Origin of the sequence: Streptomyces sp. MCA2 (assembly GCF_023544705.1) — a bacterium.
In the GTDB taxonomy this organism is placed as follows: Bacteria; Actinomycetota; Actinomycetes; order Streptomycetales; family Streptomycetaceae; genus Streptomyces; species Streptomyces decoyicus.
On sequence record NZ_JAMJFM010000026.1, the window covers coordinates 76081 to 91795 of the forward strand.

The window sequence follows — 15715 nt, forward strand, 5'->3', positions numbered from 1 at the left end:
CCAATGGGGGCGCTTAGAGCGAAGGGAAGGCCCCGTGCGTCGGGTCATCAGGATTGCCGCCGCGGCCACCGCCACCGCGGGCCTCGCGCTCACCGCCACCGCGTGCGGTCAGAGCTTTGCCGAGGCCAATCGCACCAAACACGCGGGGGTCGGGCTGGCCTTCGACATCGGCGGCCGGGACGACCACTCGTTCAACGAAGCGGCCGCCCGCGGTGTGGAGAACGCGAAGAAGGAGCTGGGCGTCGACGTCAAGATGCTCACCGCCAAGAACGGCGAGACCGAGGCGGACCGCGAACAGCGGCTCACCTCCTTCGCCGAGGCCGGCTACAACCCGGTCATCGGCGTCGGCTTCGCCTACAGCCAGTCCGTGCAGAACGTCGCCAAGGACTTCCCCGACACCACCTTCGGTGTCGTGGACGCCGTGCCGGAGGGCAAGAACGTCGACGCGATGGTCTTCGCCGAGCACGAGGGCTCGTACCTGGCCGGCGTCGCGGCCGCGCTGAAGAGCAAGACCCACAAGGTGGGCTTCATCGGTGGCGTGAACAACGCACTGATCCAGAAGTTCCAGGCCGGCTTCGAGCAGGGGGTCCGCGACACCGACCCGAAGGCCAAGGTCACCTCGCAGTACCTCTACCCGAACAACGACAAGGGCTTCAACGACCCGGCCGCCGCCAAGGCCAAGGCCGACGGCATGCTCGACAGCGGTACCGACGTGATCTACACGGCGGCCGGGCAGTCGGGCGCCGGAACGATCGAGGCGGTCAGCAAGGTCAAGGGCGCCTGGGCGATCGGGGTCGACTCCGACCAGTACCAGCAGCCCGGTCTGGCCCGCTACAAGAACCGCATCCTCACCTCGGTGGTGAAGAACGTCGACGTGGCGGTCTTCGACCTGATCAAGAGCGTCGAGGACCACAAGCCGCTGACCGGCATCCACGCCTACGACCTCAAGCACAGCGGTGTCTCGCTCGCCACCTCGGGCGGCTTCATCAAGGACATCCAGCCGCAGATCGACGCGGCCCGGAAGAAGATCATCGAGGGCAAGGTGAAGGTCAAGGAGACGCCGTAGCCAGGGACCACCGCCGCCCCGGGCCGCCGAAATGCAGGCCCCCGGGGACGCGCGCCACGTCCCCCTTGTGACCGGCCTTTCCGGTCCCCTTCCCCGCTTTTCTTACGTCCTTTCCGCTCCTTCATCCCCGAGGGGAGTGCGCCATCAACGCAGCATCCACGAGCAGCGGCCCGGCCGGCCCGGACGCCCCTGCTGTTGAACTCCGCGGAATCACCAAAAGGTTCCCCGGTGTCGTGGCCAACCACGACATCCATCTCACCGTGCGCCGCGGCACCGTCCACGCCCTGTGCGGCGAGAACGGTGCCGGCAAGTCCACCCTGATGAAGATCCTCTACGGCATGCAGAAGCCGGACGAGGGCACCATCGAGCTCGACGGCGAGCAGGTCACCCTGCACACCCCGGGCGACGCCATCGCCCGCGGCATCGGCATGGTGCACCAGCACTTCATGCTCGCCGACAACCTCACCGTCCTGGAGAACACCGTCCTCGGCGCGGAGAAGCTGCACGGCATCGCCGGCGGCGCCCGCGCGAAGATAAAGGAGCTCTCGGACGCGTACGGGCTGGGCATCCGGCCGGACGTCCTGGTCGAGGACCTCGGTGTCGCCGACCGCCAGCGGGTGGAGATCCTCAAGGTCCTCTACCGCGGCGCCCGCACCCTCATCCTCGACGAGCCGACCGCCGTGCTGGTCCCGCAGGAGGTCGACGCGCTCTTCGACAACCTGCGCGAGCTCAAGTCCGAGGGCCTGACCGTCATCTTCATCTCGCACAAGCTGGGCGAGGTGCTCTCGGTCGCCGACGACATCACCGTCATCCGGCGCGGCACCACCGTGGCCTCGGTCGTCCCGTCCGAGACCACGTCCAAGCAACTGGCGGAGCTGATGGTCGGCAGCGAACTGCCGTCCCCGGAGACCCGTGAATCGACCGTCACGGACGAGGAGATGCTGCGCGTCCGCGATCTGCACCTCTCCGCGACCGACTCCGACGGCGTGGTCCGCACCGTCCTGGACGGCATCTCCTTCACCATCCACAAGGGCGAGGTGCTGGGCGTCGCCGGTGTCGAGGGCAACGGCCAGGCCGAACTCGTCGAAGCCGTCATGGGCACCCGCACCCCCGACCACGGCACCGTCACCCTGGACGGCACCGACCTGTCCGGGGCCTCCACCCGCGCCCGGCGCGAGGGCGGCATCGGCTACATCCCCGAGGACCGCCACCGCCACGGCCTGCTGCTGGAAGCCCCGCTGTGGGAGAACCGCATCCTCGGCCACGTCACCGAGCGCCCCAACAGCAAGGGCAAGCTCCTCGACATCCCCGGCGCCCGCAAGGACACCGAGCGCATCGTCGCCGAGTACGACGTGCGCACCCCCGGCATCGAGGTCACCGCGTCCTCGCTCTCCGGCGGCAACCAGCAGAAGCTGATCGTCGGCCGCGAGATGAGCCACCGGCCCAAGCTGCTGATCGCCGCCCACCCCACCCGCGGCGTCGACGTCGGCGCGCAGGCGCAGATCTGGGAACAGATCCGCGAGGCGCGCCGCGAGGGCCTGGCGGTGCTGCTGATCTCCGCCGACCTGGACGAGCTGATCGGCCTGTCCGACACCCTGCGGGTGATGTACCGGGGCCGGCTGGTCGCGGACGCGGACCCCGCCGTCATCACCCCGGAGGAGTTGGGCTCCGCCATGACCGGTGCCGCCAGCGGCCACCTCACCGCCGCGGACGCGACCGCGGCGGACGACAGTACGCCGGACGGCGCCGGCGAGCAGGACGGTGAGCAGAAGTGAGCACCTCCACCACGAACCCCGCCAAGAACCCCACCGTGGAAGCCATCGCCAAGAGCGCCACCCGGGACAAGGTGATCCTCGCGATCGCCGCGCCCGTCCTGGCCATCGTCGCCGCGATCGTGATCTCGTCCCTGGTCTTCCTGGCGTCGGGCGAGAACCCGTTCCGGGCCTACGGGATCATGGCCGACTACGGCCACTACAGCGACAGCCAGGTCTGGATCATCAACAAGGCGGTGCCGTACTACCTTTCGGCACTGGCGGTCGCCATCGGCTTCCGGATGAACCTCTTCAACATCGGCGTCGACGGCCAGTACCGTCTGGCGGCCTTCGCGGCCGCCGCGGTCGGCGGGGCCATCGCCCTCCCCGGCGCGATCCAGATCATCCTGCTCATCGTCATCGCGATGCTGGTGGGCGCGGTCTGGTCGGGCATCGCCGGTCTGCTGAAGACCACCCGCGGCGTCAGCGAAGTGATCACCACGATCATGCTGAACGCGATCGCCGCCTCGATCATCGGGTACTTCCTCCAGGACGGCCGCCTCGCCATCAAGGACGGCAACCTCCTGCACACCAAGTTCCTCCCGGAATCCAGCCACTTCTTCTCCTTCCCGACCCACCCCAAGCCGGTCCTCGGCTTCGTGGTGATCGCGGTGCTGGCCGGTGCGCTGTACTGGTTCGGCATCAACCGCACCCGCTTCGGCTTCGACCTGCGCGCCGTGGGCGCCTCCGAGTCGGCCGCCGAGGCCAGCGGCGTCAGCGTCAAGCGCATGGTCGTCAGCAGCATGCTGCTGTCGGGCGCGGCGGCCGGCCTGGTCGGCATGCCCACCCTGCTCGGCGAGTCCTTCCAGTACGGCACGGACTTCCCGGCCGGTATCGGCTTCACCGGTATCGCCATCGCGCTGCTCGGCCGCAACCACCCCGTCGGCATGGCCTTCGGCGCCCTGCTGTGGGCGTTCCTCGACCGCACCGGCTCGCGGCTGGAGTTCGAGGGCTACGCCCAGGAAATCGTCGGCGTCATCCAGGGCGTCATCGTCCTGTGCGTGGTCATCGCCTACGAGATCGTGCGCCGCTACGGGCTGAACCTCCAGCAGCGCAAGGTCGGCGAGGAGCTGGCCGCCCTGTCCCGCACGACAAACGCCGACAAGCCCGGCAAGAGCGACAACCCGGAGGTGTCGGCGTGAGTACGGACCTCAAGTCCGCGACCAAGCTCGCGGTCCCAGGAAGGGGCGGCCGGCGCAAGCTGACCTACCCCTGGATCCTGCTGATCATCGCCGTCGGCCTGGTCGCCGTCTCCGCCCTCCGGGCCGTCACCGGCGCCGGGGACCTCACCTCCACCGGCCAGTTCGGCGCCGCGCTGAGCGCCGCCGTACCGATCGGCCTGGCGGGTCTGGGCGGACTGTGGTCCGAGCGGGCCGGCGTGGTCAACATCGGCCTCGAAGGCATGATGATGCTCGGCTCGTTCGCGGCCGGCTGGGTCGGCTGGCAGCACGGCCCCTGGGCGGCGGCCGCGGCCGGCATCCTCGGCGGCGCGCTCGGCGGCCTCATCCACGCCGTCGCCACCGTGACCTTCGGCGTCGACCACATCGTCTCCGGTGTCGCGGTCAACATCCTGGCGCTCGGTGCCACCCAGTACCTGGCCACCCTGTGGTTCGGCCAGGAGGGCAGCGCGGCCATGGCGGCCGGCGGCAACGACAAGCAGTCCCCGCCGATGCCCGACATGCCGACGTTCACCGTCCCCGGCCTGTCGGACTGGCTGAACTCCCTGGAGGGCCACCACTGGTTCCTGGTCTCCGACGTCGCCGGCATCCTCGGCGCCGCGGTCACCAACGTCTCCTGGCTGACCCTGCTCACCATCGGCCTGTTCATCGGCACCTTCTACGCACTCTGGCGCTCCTCGTTCGGCCTGCGGCTGCGCTCCTGCGGCGAGGCCCCCATCTCGGCCGAGACCCTGGGCGTCAACGTCTACTCGTACAAGTACGCGGCGGTGCTGGTCTCCGGAGCCCTGGCCGGCCTCGGCGGTGCCTTCCTCTCCATCGGGGTGCACTTCTACCAGGACGGCCAGACCGGCGGCCGCGGCTACATCGGTCTCGCCACGATGATCTTCGGCAACTGGCGGCCGGGCGGCGTCGCGATGGGCGCGGGCCTGTTCGGCTTCATGGACGCCATGCAGCTGCGCAGCGGCGGCCCGACCGTCCACGCGCTGCTGCTGGGCCTGGCCGCGCTCCTCGCGGTGCTCGCCTTGCTCCGGCTGCGCGCCGCCAAGCGCGCCCAGGCCGCGGTGTCGGCTGTTGCCGCCGCCGTCCTCATAGGGTGGTACTTCCTGGCCGACACCGTTCCCCTGGAACTGGTCGAGGCGAGCCCGTACATCGCCACCCTGCTCGTCCTCGCCCTCTTCTCCCAGCGGCTGCGGCCGCCGAAGGCGAACGGCAGGCCCTACCGCCGAGGACAAGGCGCATGACACCACCGGTGCCGGTCGACTGGACCGCACTGCGCGCGCAGGCCCGGGACGCGATGTCCCGGGCCTACGCCCCTTATTCCGGCTACCCCGTCGGCGCCGCCGCCCTCGTGGACGACGGCCGCACCCTCACCGGCTGCAACGTCGAGAACGCCTCGTACGGCCTGGCCCTCTGCGCCGAATGCGCCCTGGTCTCGGCCCTCTTCACGGGCCGTTCCCAGGACGGCCCGACCCCCCGCCTGACCGCCTTCACCTGCGTCGACCGCACCGGCGACCTGCTCGTCCCCTGCGGCCGCTGCCGCCAACTCCTGTACGAACACGGCGGCCCGGACCTGCTGGTGGACACGGCAGCGGGCATCCGCCCACTGACCGAGCTGCTGCCGGACGCGTTCGGGCCCGGCCATCTGGCTCCCTGACGCACGAGGGGTGGCCGGACCCCGTCCGGTCTGGCCACCCTCGTGTCTATGCGTGTAGAACGGGACCTACCCGTTCGAAAGGAACCTCCATGGACGTCATCTCCGTCATCCGCACCAAGCGCGACCGCGGCGTGCTGACCCCCGATCAGATCGACTGGGTCATCGACGCCTACACCCGTGGCGAGGTCGCCCATGAGCAGATGTCGTCCCTGGCGATGGCCATCTTCCTCAACGGCATGAACCGCACGGAGATCGCCCGCTGGACGGCGGCGATGATCAACTCCGGTGAGCGCATGGACTTCTCGTCCCTGCCGCGCCCCACCGCCGACAAGCACTCCACCGGCGGCGTCGGCGACAAGATCACCCTCCCGCTCGCCCCGCTCGTCGCCGCCTGCGGCGCGGCCGTCCCGCAGCTCTCCGGCCGCGGCCTGGGCCACACCGGCGGCACCCTCGACAAGCTCGAAGCGATCCCCGGCTGGCGCGCGACGCTCTCCAACGCCGAGATGCTGAACGTGCTGCGCGAGGTCGGCTCCGTCATCTGCGCCGCCGGTGACGGCCTCGCCCCCGCCGACAAGAAGCTCTACGCGCTCCGCGATGTCACCGGCACCGTCGAGTCCATCCCCCTGATCGCCTCCTCCATCATGTCCAAGAAGATCGCCGAGGGCACCGGCTCCCTCGTCCTGGACGTCAAGGTCGGCTCCGGCGCCTTCATGAAGGACCTCGACAACGCCCGCGAACTGGCCTCCACGATGGTCGAGTTGGGTACCGACCACGGCGTCAAGACGGTCGCCCTGCTCACCGACATGGCCACCCCGCTCGGCCGGACCGCCGGCAACGCCCTCGAAGTCCGCGAATCCGTCGAGGTGCTGGCCGGCGGCGGCCCCCAGGACGTCGTCGAGCTGACCCTGGCGCTGGCCCGCGAGATGCTCGACGCGGCCGGCCTCGAGGACGCCGACCCGGCCAAGGCCCTGGCCGACGGCTCCGCCATGGACCACTGGCGCCGCATGATCGCCGCGCAGGGCGGCGACCCCGACGCGGCCCTCCCCGTGGCCCGCGAACAGCACGTCGTCACCGCCGCCTCCTCCGGCACCCTCACCACCCTCGACGCCTACGCCGTCGGCCTCGCCGCCTGGCGCCTGGGCGCCGGCCGCGCCCGCAAGGAGGACCCGGTCCAGGCCGGCGCGGGCGTCGAACTCCACGCCAAGCCCGGCGACACCGTCACCGCCGGCCAGCCCCTGCTGACCCTGCACACCGACACCCCCGAGAAGTTCCCCTACGCCCTGGAGGCCCTGGACGGCGGCGTCCTGGTCGGCCCCGAGGACGCGGCCTTCGCCGCCACTCCGGTGGTGCGGGAACGTATCGCCTGACCTGCGCCCACGGCCGGAAGCCGCTGATGACGCGGCTCGTAGGGGTGAAAGGGTCCGTGGGCCCATGATCACCCGCCGCACACGGACGAAGGGCCCGCCCCACCAGGACAGGTGGTGGAGCGGGCCCTTCGGACTGAGGGAGGCTACGCGGCCTTCTCCAGATGGAGGAGGCGGCGCTCGGCCACGGCCTTGCGGGTGGCGTAGAGGGTGATCGAGGCGGCGCCGACCATCGCGGCGAGGCCGAGGAGGACGGTCCCCTCCCAGCCGACGGCGTGGAAGGCGGCGGCGCCCAGGGCGCCGCCCAGGCTGCTGCCGACGTAGTACGCGCACTGGTACAGCGCCGACGCCTGGGCGCGGGCCGTCTTGGCGGTGCGGCTGACCGCGGACGAGGCGACCGCATGGCCCGCGAAGAAGCCCGCGGTGATCAGGATGAGGCCCGCCAGCACCGCGGCGACGGAGTCGGCGAGGGAGAGCAGCAGGCCCGTGGAGGTGGTGCCGACGGCCAGGTAGAGGGCGCCGCGGCGGCCCGTACGGGCGACCAGCTGGCCGGCCGCGGCCGAGGAGACCGTACCGACCAGGTAGACCACGAAGATCGAACCGACAATGCCCTGCGGGAGGTTGAACGGCTCGGAGACCAGGCGGTAGCCGATGACCGTGTAGACCGCGCCGAAGACCGTCATGAACAGGCCGCCGATGGCGTAGAGACGGCGGAGCAGAGGGTCGGCGAGGTGGTTGCCGAGCGTACGGGCCAGGGCTCGCGGGCCCACCGAACGGGGCGCGAAGTGCCGGGCCTTGGGGACCAGCAGCCGGAACGTCACCGCGCAGACCACGGCCAGCACACCCACCGCGGCCAGCGCGGCCCGCCAGCCCCAGGCCTGGGCGACCCAGCCGGTCACGATCCGGCCGGACATCCCGCCGATGCTGTTGCCCGCCACGAACAGCCCGATGGCCGCCACCAGCGCCTTGGCGCGTACCTCCTCGGCCAGGAAGGCCATCGCCGACGCCGGCAGTCCGGCCAGCGCCACACCCTGGATGCCGCGCAGCGCGATCAGCGCGCCGAGCGACGGGGCGAACGGCACCAGCATCGCGATCAGCGCGGCGACCGAGAGCGACAGCGTCATCAGCGTGCGCCGGCCGAAGCGCTCGGAGACCGCGCTCAGCGGGATCACGCCGAGGGCCAGGCCGAAGGTGGCCGCGGACACGGTCCAGCTCGCCTGGTCCGGGCTGACCCCGAGGTCACCGGAGATCGCGGGCAGCAGCGCCTGCGTGGAGTACAGGAGCGCGAAGGTCGCCACTCCGGCGGCGAAGAGGGCGAAGCTCATCCGGCGGTAGCCGGGGCCGCCCGGCCGCAGCTTGGCCGACTCGGGGTCGGGCGCGGCGGAGGAGGCGGAGGAAGGGGAGTCGGTGGACGACAGAGGAGAGGCGGCCGCACGGTCGGTGACGGACGCCCCGGTATCAGCGGGAGGCATGTTTCGAAGGTAGGCCGCGCAGTTTCATGCGTCCAATGCATGGAAACGCCATAATCGATGCTGTGACACATGACCGCAGGTTGCAAGGGCCCCTGTTGCAAGGTCGCAACAGAAAAGACATTGCCGGGTCGAGGCCCGTTGGCGCGGAAGTGGGGGAGGCGGCCGAGCTCGGCGTCGACTCCTGGGCGGTGATCCTCGCCCCGCGGCTCGCCCAGTTCACCGCCGTCGCCCGGCACGAACACGTCACCCGCGCCGCGCAGGAGCTCGGGATGCCGCAGCCGACGCTCAGCCGCGCCCTCGTCCGCCTGGAGGACGACCTCGGCGTCGCCCTCTTCGCCCGGCACGGCCGCACGCTCTCCCTCACCCCGGCCGGCCGCGCGTTCCTCGCCTCCACCGAGCGGGCGTTGACGGATCTGGAGCGGGCGACGGAGTCCGTACGGGCCGATGTCGACCCGGCCGCGGGGAAGGTGGCGTTCGGCTTTCTGCACACGCTCGGCTCGGAGACCGTGCCCGGCCTGATCCGCAGCTTCCGCGCCGACCACCCGCGCGTCCGCTTCCAGCTCGTCCAGAACTACGGCGAGGCGATGATCGAACGTCTGCGCGCCGGCGACCTCGACCTGTGTCTGACCTCCCCGGTCCCCGACTATCCCGACCTGGTCGCCCGCCGGCTCGACGAACAGAAGCTGCGCCTGGTCGTCCCGGACGACCATCCGCTGGCCGGGCGCAAGCGGGTCCGGCTCGCGGAGGCCGCGGGCGAGCTGTTCGTCACCCTCGAACCCGGCTACGGGCTGCGCCGGATCACCGACGCGCTGTGCGCCGAGGCGGGCTTCACCCCGCGCATCGCCTTCGAGGGGGAGGAGGCCGAGACGCTGCGCGGGCTGGTCGCGGCCGGCCTGGGCGTCGCGCTGCTCCCGCCGCCCGCCGTGCCGCGACCCGGGGTCGCCGAGCTGACCGTGACGGCGCCGCGCGCGGTCCGCGAGATCGGCGTCGCCTGGCTGGACGGCCACCCGGACACACCCCCGGTCGCCGAGTTCAAGAAGTTCCTGCTGAGCCGGCGGGGGAGGTTGTTGCCCAGGTGACGGGCGCGGTCCAGGGGCGGACGCCGCTCAGTGCCGCAGTGACGCCCCGAAGCCCGCGGCCAGCGGCATCCGCAGGCCCAGCGGTGGTGGCGCTGCCAGGGCGTCCTTCACGGGTCTGGAGTAGCCCCGGGCGAACAGGGAGCCGAGCATGAAGTCGGCCGCCAGGGCGAGGACTTCGGCGCGGTGCTGGTGGAGCGAGTGGCCGTCGGAGTGCACCTCGAAGCGGCAGGTGTCGCGGTTGATCTTCTTGGCCCGCTCGGCATAGCGGTAGGACAGATCGGGGTCGGTGCGTTCGTCGTTGGTGCCGTGGACGAGCAGGACCTGCCGGCCGATGAGCTGTTTCACCGGATCGGGCCGCCCGTCGTTCTCGCCGGGGTCGGGCAGCCAAGGGGCCAGTGCCAGTACGGAGTTGACGGCGGGGTGGCCTGCTGCGTGCAGGGCGGCGCGGGCTCCCATGCCCGTGCCGACGAGGCAGACCGGGACATCGCCGTAACGGCGGACCACCTCGTCCAGGGCCCAGGTGGCATCCCGTGCCGGATGCGCGTCGGGACCGTTCCAGCCGCTGCACCGGTAGCGCACGACATGGGCCGTCAGGCCCTCAGGCCGTCCCGCCTTCGCCAGCCGGACCGCCAGCGGACGCACCGCCAGCGCCGCCACCGGCGACGGCCGCCGCACCCCGGTCGGTCCGCCCCCGGGCAGTAAAAGCGCGACCCCGCTCACCTCCCGGCCGGCGCCCCGGCCGCTACCGCTCCGCCACCGGAGCGCCTCGCGCGTGCCTTCCTTGCCGGCCGTTCCCAGCGGTTTTCCCAGCCGGGCCTCGCGCACCGGCAGTGCTTGCTGAGCCATGACCAGAACGATGGCAGACGGCGGCCTGCCCGCCACCCCATGGACGGGTCACTGTTACGTATCGTTCGATGAGATCTACGCGCGTAGGGGCTAGAGTGCCGAAATGACGAGCGAGACCACCACACTCCCGACCAGTGAACAGATCCGCCGTGCCCCCAAGGTGCTGCTCCACGACCACCTCGACGGCGGCCTGCGCCCCGCCACCGTCGTCGAGCTGGCCCGCGAGAACGGCTACGAGGGACTGCCCGAAGCCGACCCGGAAAAGCTCGGGATCTGGTTCCGTGAGGCCGCCGACTCCGGCTCGCTCGAGCGCTACCTGGAGACCTTCGCGCACACCTGCGCCGTCATGCAGACCCGCGACGCACTGGCCCGGGTGGCCGCCGAGTGCGCCGAGGACCTGGCCGCCGACGGTGTGGTCTATGCCGAGGTCAGGTACGCGCCCGAGCAGCACCTCGAACAGGGCCTGACCCTCGAAGAGGTCGTCGAGGCGGTCAACGAGGGCTTCCGCGAGGGCGAGCGGCGGGCCCGCGAGAGGGGCCACCGCATCCGCGTCGGCGCCCTGCTGACCGCCATGCGGCACGCCGCCCGCGCCCTGGAGATCGCCGAACTCGCCAACCGCTACCGGGACACCGGCGTCGTCGGCTTCGACATCGCGGGCGCGGAGGCCGGTTACCCGCCCACCCGCCACCTCGACGCGTTCGAGTACCTCAAGCGGGAGAACAACCACTTCACCATTCACGCCGGTGAGGCCTTCGGCCTGCCGTCCATCTGGCAGGCCCTCCAGTGGTGCGGCGCCGACCGCCTCGGCCACGGCGTCCGGATCATCGACGACATCGAGGTCGCCGACGACGGCTCGGTCAAGCTCGGCCGGCTCGCCTCGTACGTCCGGGACAAGCGCATCCCGCTGGAGATGTGCCCGACCTCCAACCTCCAGACCGGTGCCGCCCCCTCCTACGCGGAGCACCCCATCGGCCTGCTGCGCCGACTTCAGTTCCGGCTCACGGTCAATACCGACAACCGGCTGATGAGCGGCACGAACATGTCCCGGGAATTCGAGCACCTGGTCAAGACATTCCGATACACGCTCGATGACATGCAGTGGTTTACAGTCAATGCGATGAAATCAGCGTTCATTCCTTTCGATGAACGTCTGGCGATGATCAATGACGTCATCAAGCCGGGTTACGCGGAACTGCGGGCCGAGTGGCTGTTCCGTCCGCAGGGTGCAGCTGCCCCGCTGAGCAGTGGTTCTGACTCTGTGTGAGCAGTAGTGCGAGCCTATAGCGCAACGGCCGGTGGAATGTCCACCGGCCGTTTTTTCTTTCCTCGTGGCTGTTTGCGGCGCCGGTTTCGGCCTCGCTAGGTTGATTCGCCGGTCAAACCCCCATCACGAGGACGTAATTCGATGAAGCAGGGAACCATCAAGACTCTCGGTACCGTCGCGCTCGGTGCCGCTTTCGTCGTCACCGCTGCGGGCGTCGCCAGCGCGGCCCCGGCGGCCGCCGGCTCCGACACCACCGGGGTGCTGAAGAGCCTGCCGGTGAAGGACGCCGCCAAGACCGTCTCCGGGCTCACCAAGTCCAAGCCGGCCGGCAACGACGTCAAGACCAAGCTGAACTCCCACGGCAACAAGCTGCTGGGCGGCCTCCAGCCCGGCAGCCTCCTCGGCGGCTGACGCGGCCCGTCCCACCGGACGCCCACTGCGCCGTGCCCCGGCCGTACGCCCTTGCGCGTACGGCCGGGGCATCGTCATGTGCGGCCGGGAGCCGGGAGCCGGGAGCCGGGAGCCGGGAGCCGGGAGCCGGTCGGCGGGGCGCGCCGGTGCGTCGGGTCAGCGGGGCGCGTCGGGCCGACCGGGTCAGCGGTGCGCGCCGGGCCGTCGGCCGCCGGCCCGCCGGGTGGGTCACCAGGCGGCGGCGCCGGTGGCCTTCTCCTCGGAGGGGAGGAGTATCCACAGCGCCAGATAGAGCAGGAACTGCGGGCCGGGAAGCAGACACGAGACCACGAAGAGCACGCGCATCGTCGTCGGGGTCGTACCGAAGCGACGGGCCAGGCCCGCGCACACTCCGGCGATCATTCGGTTATTGCGGGGGCGGACCAGTGCGGCGGCCATGAGGACGGCTCCTTTTCGACTCGGTGGGGCGTTTGCCCCGATGTCTCAAAGGTAGGTCCGGCTGCCGGAGAGAACGTCAGTCTGCGGGGCCAGTTCAACCCTGGGGATTCTCGGGGTCGTGTCCCCGAGATGCCCGTACCGGCGGCGCAGCCGGCACCGCGCCCCGGGAACGACCGCAAGGTGCACCACGGCCACCCCGAGGGTGCCGAGCAGCACCGAGTCGACGTCGGGGACCCGGCCGGGCACCCCTGTCTGAAGCAGCTCGATGGCCAGCGCGATCATCGCTCCGGCGAAGGCGGTACGGGTCAGGGACACCAGCGGCGAAACGTTCAGTCGGCCTGCCGAGAGGGGCAGCAGCACGCCCAGAGGTGCCAGCAGCAGCACCGATCCGCCCAGATGCTGTATGACGTCCCACGACGGGCCGCGCGCCAGCTCGGCCTGGATCGTCGCCAGTGGTTCGAGATTCGCGGCGGGTACCCACGGCACCGTACGGGGGCGAAGCGTCAGCCAGCCGACGATCGATAGATGCGCCACGAGGAGCAGAAGTCCGGTGACGCGCATGCGGGGGGCGGCTGTGGTGCCGGGGCCATGACGCTGCACACAGCCCAGGACGCCGGGAGCGGGGGCCTCGGTTCCGCCCAATTGCGCCCGTCTTGGCCCGTCCCCTTTCACCCCCGCCGTGGCGCCCGGTCTCACTCCTCTTCCGACTCCTGCGACTCATGCGACTCCTGCGACAACGGGTCCCCCCACCCGGCGTTCTCCGCGATGTCCGGGTTGGCCAGCACATCCGCCGAGCAGTCGTAACGGTGCGCCGTATCGTCGCCGGGCCCGCCCAGCACCGCCGCATGCCCACGGCCCAGCGCCGGGCTCGCGCCGTAGGTGCACACCAGCTGCGCCAGCGCGAACGACGGCAGGTCGTCGGGCCGGATGCTCAGCCGCAGTGCGTCCGACCGGTCGCCCGCGCGGGGCCCGGAGACCTTCAGGTCCTGCGGCAGCGCGCTGCTGAAACCGGCCTTCTCCTCGTCCGGCGACGGCTTGCGCTGGAGCTCGCCGAGCAGCGCACGGGCGGCCGGCAGCCGTGGGCCGTCGGCCTCGGACGGCGGCACGGCCCGCTCCACCTGGGCCAGCGCCGAGCCGCACACCAGATACACGACGGACCGTGTCCCGTCACCGGACGGGCTCGGCGACGACTCGTTCCCCGGGGCCTTGCAGCTCACCCGTGAGGGCGCGCCGCCCGCGTCGACAGGTACGGACGTGCCCCGGATCCCGCAGCCCGCGACGGCGAGCGCGAGCGCCGCCACGGCGGCGCCGCGCCGTCCTATCCGCCTGCTGGACCTCATCGCCCGCCCTCCGTGCCCTCGCCGGCCGGGCCCTCCGGGCCGCCGTCCCTCCGGTCGCCGCCCGCCAGCGGGGAAGCGTCCATCGGCAGCCGCAGGGTGAAGACCGCGCCGCCCTCGGGGAGATTGGCCGCGGTGATCTCCCCGCCGTGGATATGTGCGTTCTCCAGCGCGATCGACAGGCCCAGACCGCTGCCCTCCGACCGCGGCCGGGAGGCGCTCGCCTTGTAGAAGCGGTCGAAGACATGCGGGAGGACCTCTTCGGGGATGCCGGGGCCGTGGTCGCGTACGCGGATCACCAGCGTCCCGCTCCCCGGCCGCTCCGCGTCCTCCGCCCACCCGGACTGCTCCGCGTCCGCCGTCCACCCGGATCGCTCCGTGTCCGCCGTCCGTCCGGACCGCTCCGGACCGCCGTCCCCGGCACCGCCGGCCGGTCCGCCGTCCGCCTCGGGCCCGGCCGGAGCGCCCGCCCCGCCGCCGACGGCCGTGCTGCCCGTCCCGCCGCCCGCGTCGTCGCCCGCCACGCCTTCGGTACGGACCGAGACCCGCACCGGCGAGCCGCCGTGCTTGAGGGCGTTGCCGATCAGGTTCGCCAGGATGACGTCCAGCCGCCGCGGGTCCAGCCGGGCCACCGTGCCGCGGTCCGCGTCCAGCTCGACCGCGTCCAGCCAGGCCCGTGCGTCGATACAGGCGGTCACCTGGTCGGCGACATCGACCTCGTCCAGCACCAGCCGGGCCGTGCCCGCGTCGAAGCGGGTGACCTCCATCAGGTTCTCCACGAGGTCGTTCAGCCGCCGGGTCTCGCTGACCACCAGCTGCACCGCGGGCGCGATCATCGGGTCGAGGGAGTCGGCCTCCTCCTCCAGCACCTCGGAGACCGCGGTGATCGCGGTCAGCGGCGTCCGCAGCTCGTGCGACATATCGGCGACGAACCGCCGGGACGCCGCCTCGCGCCCGCTCAGCTCCTCGACCCGCTGCTCCAGACGCTCCGCCGTGCGGTTGAACGTCCGGGAGAGGTCGGCGAGTTCATCCGTGCCGGTCACCCGCAGCCGGGTGTCCAGACGCCCCTCGCCGAGCTGCCGCGCCGCATGGCCCAGCCGCTGTACGGGCCGCAGCACCGTCGTCGCCGCAGCCTGCGCCAGCAGCGCCGAGCCGACCAGCGCGAGCGCGGTCGCGATGCCCAGCGACCAGGCCAGCGAGTTGAGGTCCTGCCGCTCGGTGGCCAGCGACTTCATCATGTAGCCGGTGGGCCCGCCGCCGATCACCTTCGCCCCGGCGACGAGGTAGGGGCTGTCCCCGACCTGCTTGCGCTGCCAGTAGAGATGGTGCGAGTAGCGGTTGGAATCGTCGACCGGACGCACCTCGTCGACCGCGCTGCGCAGCGACGTCGGCACGTTCTTGAGCGTCAGCATGTCCTTGTGCGTGGTGGCCGCGCAGTCCTTGCCCTCACGGTCCACGCCGATCAGCAGCACCGCGTAGTTCTGCGGCCCGCCCGCCATCTGCCGCGCCGCGTCCTGGAGTTCGGTGCACCGCGGACGCAGCGGCAGCGACCGCGTACTGTCCTCCAGCGACTTGCGGAAATCCTTGAGGACGGCGTTCTGTGTGCGGTCCAGAACGGTGTTGCGGTTGAGCCAGTACGCGATGCCGGACGCGGAGACCGCCGCGGTCAGCGCCACCAGCGCGAAGACCACGACCAGCCGCAGCCGCAGACTCGTCCAGCGCAGCAGCCCCGACGCGCGCCCCAGCATCCGCAGCACCCGCCGGCCGGCCGCGGGCGCCCCGGCGCTCCCGGTAC

The 15715-nt window shown here is 71.5% G+C and carries 15 protein-coding genes; 9 read left to right on the top strand and 6 right to left on the bottom strand.

Features of this window, described 5'->3' with window-relative positions:
* Nucleotides 1-34: 34 nt before the first annotated feature.
* From M8I34_RS22030 to M8I34_RS22055, 6 genes are all read left to right on the top strand, one after another.
* The gene (locus M8I34_RS22030) at nt 35-1066 is read left to right on the top strand and encodes a BMP family ABC transporter substrate-binding protein (protein ID WP_250051555.1); all 1032 of its coding nucleotides are present in this window, start codon (nt 35-37) and stop codon (nt 1064-1066) included.
* Between the two features lie 233 nt (nt 1067-1299).
* Complete coding sequence (locus tag M8I34_RS22035) at nt 1300-2841, top strand: ABC transporter ATP-binding protein (RefSeq protein WP_250051557.1); 1542 nt, start codon at nt 1300-1302, stop codon at nt 2839-2841.
* Nucleotides 2838-4019, top strand: a complete 1182-nt coding sequence (locus M8I34_RS22040) for an ABC transporter permease (RefSeq protein WP_374210964.1) — start codon at nt 2838-2840, stop codon at nt 4017-4019. The genes M8I34_RS22035 and M8I34_RS22040 overlap by 4 nt, the downstream gene beginning before the upstream one ends.
* Nucleotides 4016-5296, top strand: coding sequence for an ABC transporter permease (locus M8I34_RS22045; RefSeq protein ID WP_250051559.1), 1281 nt, complete (start codon nt 4016-4018; stop codon nt 5294-5296). Before M8I34_RS22040 ends, M8I34_RS22045 begins: the two co-directional genes overlap by 4 nt.
* Nucleotides 5293-5709: a cytidine deaminase gene (locus M8I34_RS22050; RefSeq protein WP_250051561.1), complete on the top strand. Its 417-nt coding sequence runs from the start codon at nt 5293-5295 to the stop codon at nt 5707-5709. Before M8I34_RS22045 ends, M8I34_RS22050 begins: the two co-directional genes overlap by 4 nt.
* An 89-nt stretch (nt 5710-5798) precedes the next feature.
* On the top strand, nt 5799-7076 hold the full coding sequence (locus M8I34_RS22055; protein WP_250051563.1) for a thymidine phosphorylase: 1278 nt from the start codon (nt 5799-5801) through the stop codon (nt 7074-7076).
* A gap of 143 nt (nt 7077-7219) precedes the next feature.
* On the opposite strand, the gene M8I34_RS22060 is transcribed toward M8I34_RS22055, so the two are convergent.
* Complete coding sequence (locus M8I34_RS22060) at nt 7220-8545, bottom strand: MFS transporter (protein ID WP_250051565.1); 1326 nt, start codon at nt 8543-8545, stop codon at nt 7220-7222.
* A 62-nt stretch (nt 8546-8607) separates the two neighbouring features.
* On the opposite strand from M8I34_RS22060, the gene M8I34_RS22065 reads away from it, so the two are divergent.
* Entirely contained in the window at nt 8608-9624 is a 1017-nt protein-coding gene (locus tag M8I34_RS22065) for a LysR substrate-binding domain-containing protein (RefSeq protein ID WP_374210965.1), read from the top strand.
* 27 nt (nt 9625-9651) lie between these two features.
* Here M8I34_RS22065 and M8I34_RS22070 read toward each other — a convergent pair whose 3' ends face one another.
* Nucleotides 9652-10470 (bottom strand): alpha/beta hydrolase, encoded by an 819-nt coding sequence (locus M8I34_RS22070; protein WP_250051569.1) that lies wholly within the window; start codon nt 10468-10470, stop codon nt 9652-9654.
* Between the two features lie 103 nt (nt 10471-10573).
* Between M8I34_RS22070 and M8I34_RS22075 the strand changes: the two genes are divergently transcribed.
* Together M8I34_RS22075 and M8I34_RS22080 are read left to right on the top strand one after the other, a co-directional pair.
* Nucleotides 10574-11734, top strand: coding sequence for an adenosine deaminase (locus M8I34_RS22075; RefSeq protein ID WP_250051570.1), 1161 nt, complete (start codon nt 10574-10576; stop codon nt 11732-11734).
* A gap of 141 nt (nt 11735-11875) precedes the next feature.
* The gene (locus M8I34_RS22080; protein WP_250051572.1) at nt 11876-12145 is read left to right on the top strand and encodes a hypothetical protein; all 270 of its coding nucleotides are present in this window, start codon (nt 11876-11878) and stop codon (nt 12143-12145) included.
* Between the two features lie 228 nt (nt 12146-12373).
* On the opposite strand, the gene M8I34_RS22085 is transcribed toward M8I34_RS22080, so the two are convergent.
* The 4 genes from M8I34_RS22085 to M8I34_RS22100 all read right to left on the bottom strand — a co-directional run bounded on the left by M8I34_RS22085 (nt 12374) and on the right by M8I34_RS22100 (nt 15668).
* Entirely contained in the window at nt 12374-12583 is a 210-nt protein-coding gene (locus tag M8I34_RS22085) for a PspC domain-containing protein (protein WP_030087060.1), read from the bottom strand.
* A gap of 45 nt (nt 12584-12628) precedes the next feature.
* Entirely contained in the window at nt 12629-13144 is a 516-nt protein-coding gene (locus M8I34_RS22090; protein ID WP_284050641.1) for a VanZ family protein, read from the bottom strand.
* Nucleotides 13145-13275: 131 nt separating this feature from the next.
* Nucleotides 13276-13923, bottom strand: coding sequence for a hypothetical protein (locus M8I34_RS22095; protein ID WP_250051574.1), 648 nt, complete (start codon nt 13921-13923; stop codon nt 13276-13278).
* Nucleotides 13920-15668, bottom strand: a complete 1749-nt coding sequence (locus M8I34_RS22100) for a HAMP domain-containing sensor histidine kinase (RefSeq protein WP_250051645.1) — start codon at nt 15666-15668, stop codon at nt 13920-13922. Before M8I34_RS22100 ends, M8I34_RS22095 begins: the two co-directional genes overlap by 4 nt.
* Between the last annotated feature and the right edge of the window lie 47 nt (nt 15669-15715).

Coding starts and splice junctions, on each gene's coding strand:
- M8I34_RS22070 (WP_250051569.1), bottom strand. CDS start 10,470: ATGGCTCAGCAAGCACTGCCGGTGCGCGAGGCCCGGCTGGGAAAACCG.
- M8I34_RS22095 (WP_250051574.1), bottom strand. CDS start 13,923: ATGAGGTCCAGCAGGCGGATAGGACGGCGCGGCGCCGCCGTGGCGGCG.
- M8I34_RS22080 (WP_250051572.1), top strand. CDS start 11,876: ATGAAGCAGGGAACCATCAAGACTCTCGGTACCGTCGCGCTCGGTGCC.
- M8I34_RS22050 (WP_250051561.1), top strand. CDS start 5,293: ATGACACCACCGGTGCCGGTCGACTGGACCGCACTGCGCGCGCAGGCC.
- M8I34_RS22085 (WP_030087060.1), bottom strand. CDS start 12,583: ATGGCCGCCGCACTGGTCCGCCCCCGCAATAACCGAATGATCGCCGGA.
- M8I34_RS22075 (WP_250051570.1), top strand. CDS start 10,574: ATGACGAGCGAGACCACCACACTCCCGACCAGTGAACAGATCCGCCGT.
- M8I34_RS22100 (WP_250051645.1), bottom strand. CDS start 15,668: ATGCTGGGGCGCGCGTCGGGGCTGCTGCGCTGGACGAGTCTGCGGCTG.
- M8I34_RS22090 (WP_284050641.1), bottom strand. CDS start 13,144: ATGCGCGTCACCGGACTTCTGCTCCTCGTGGCGCATCTATCGATCGTC.
- M8I34_RS22060 (WP_250051565.1), bottom strand. CDS start 8,545: ATGCCTCCCGCTGATACCGGGGCGTCCGTCACCGACCGTGCGGCCGCC.
- M8I34_RS22055 (WP_250051563.1), top strand. CDS start 5,799: ATGGACGTCATCTCCGTCATCCGCACCAAGCGCGACCGCGGCGTGCTG.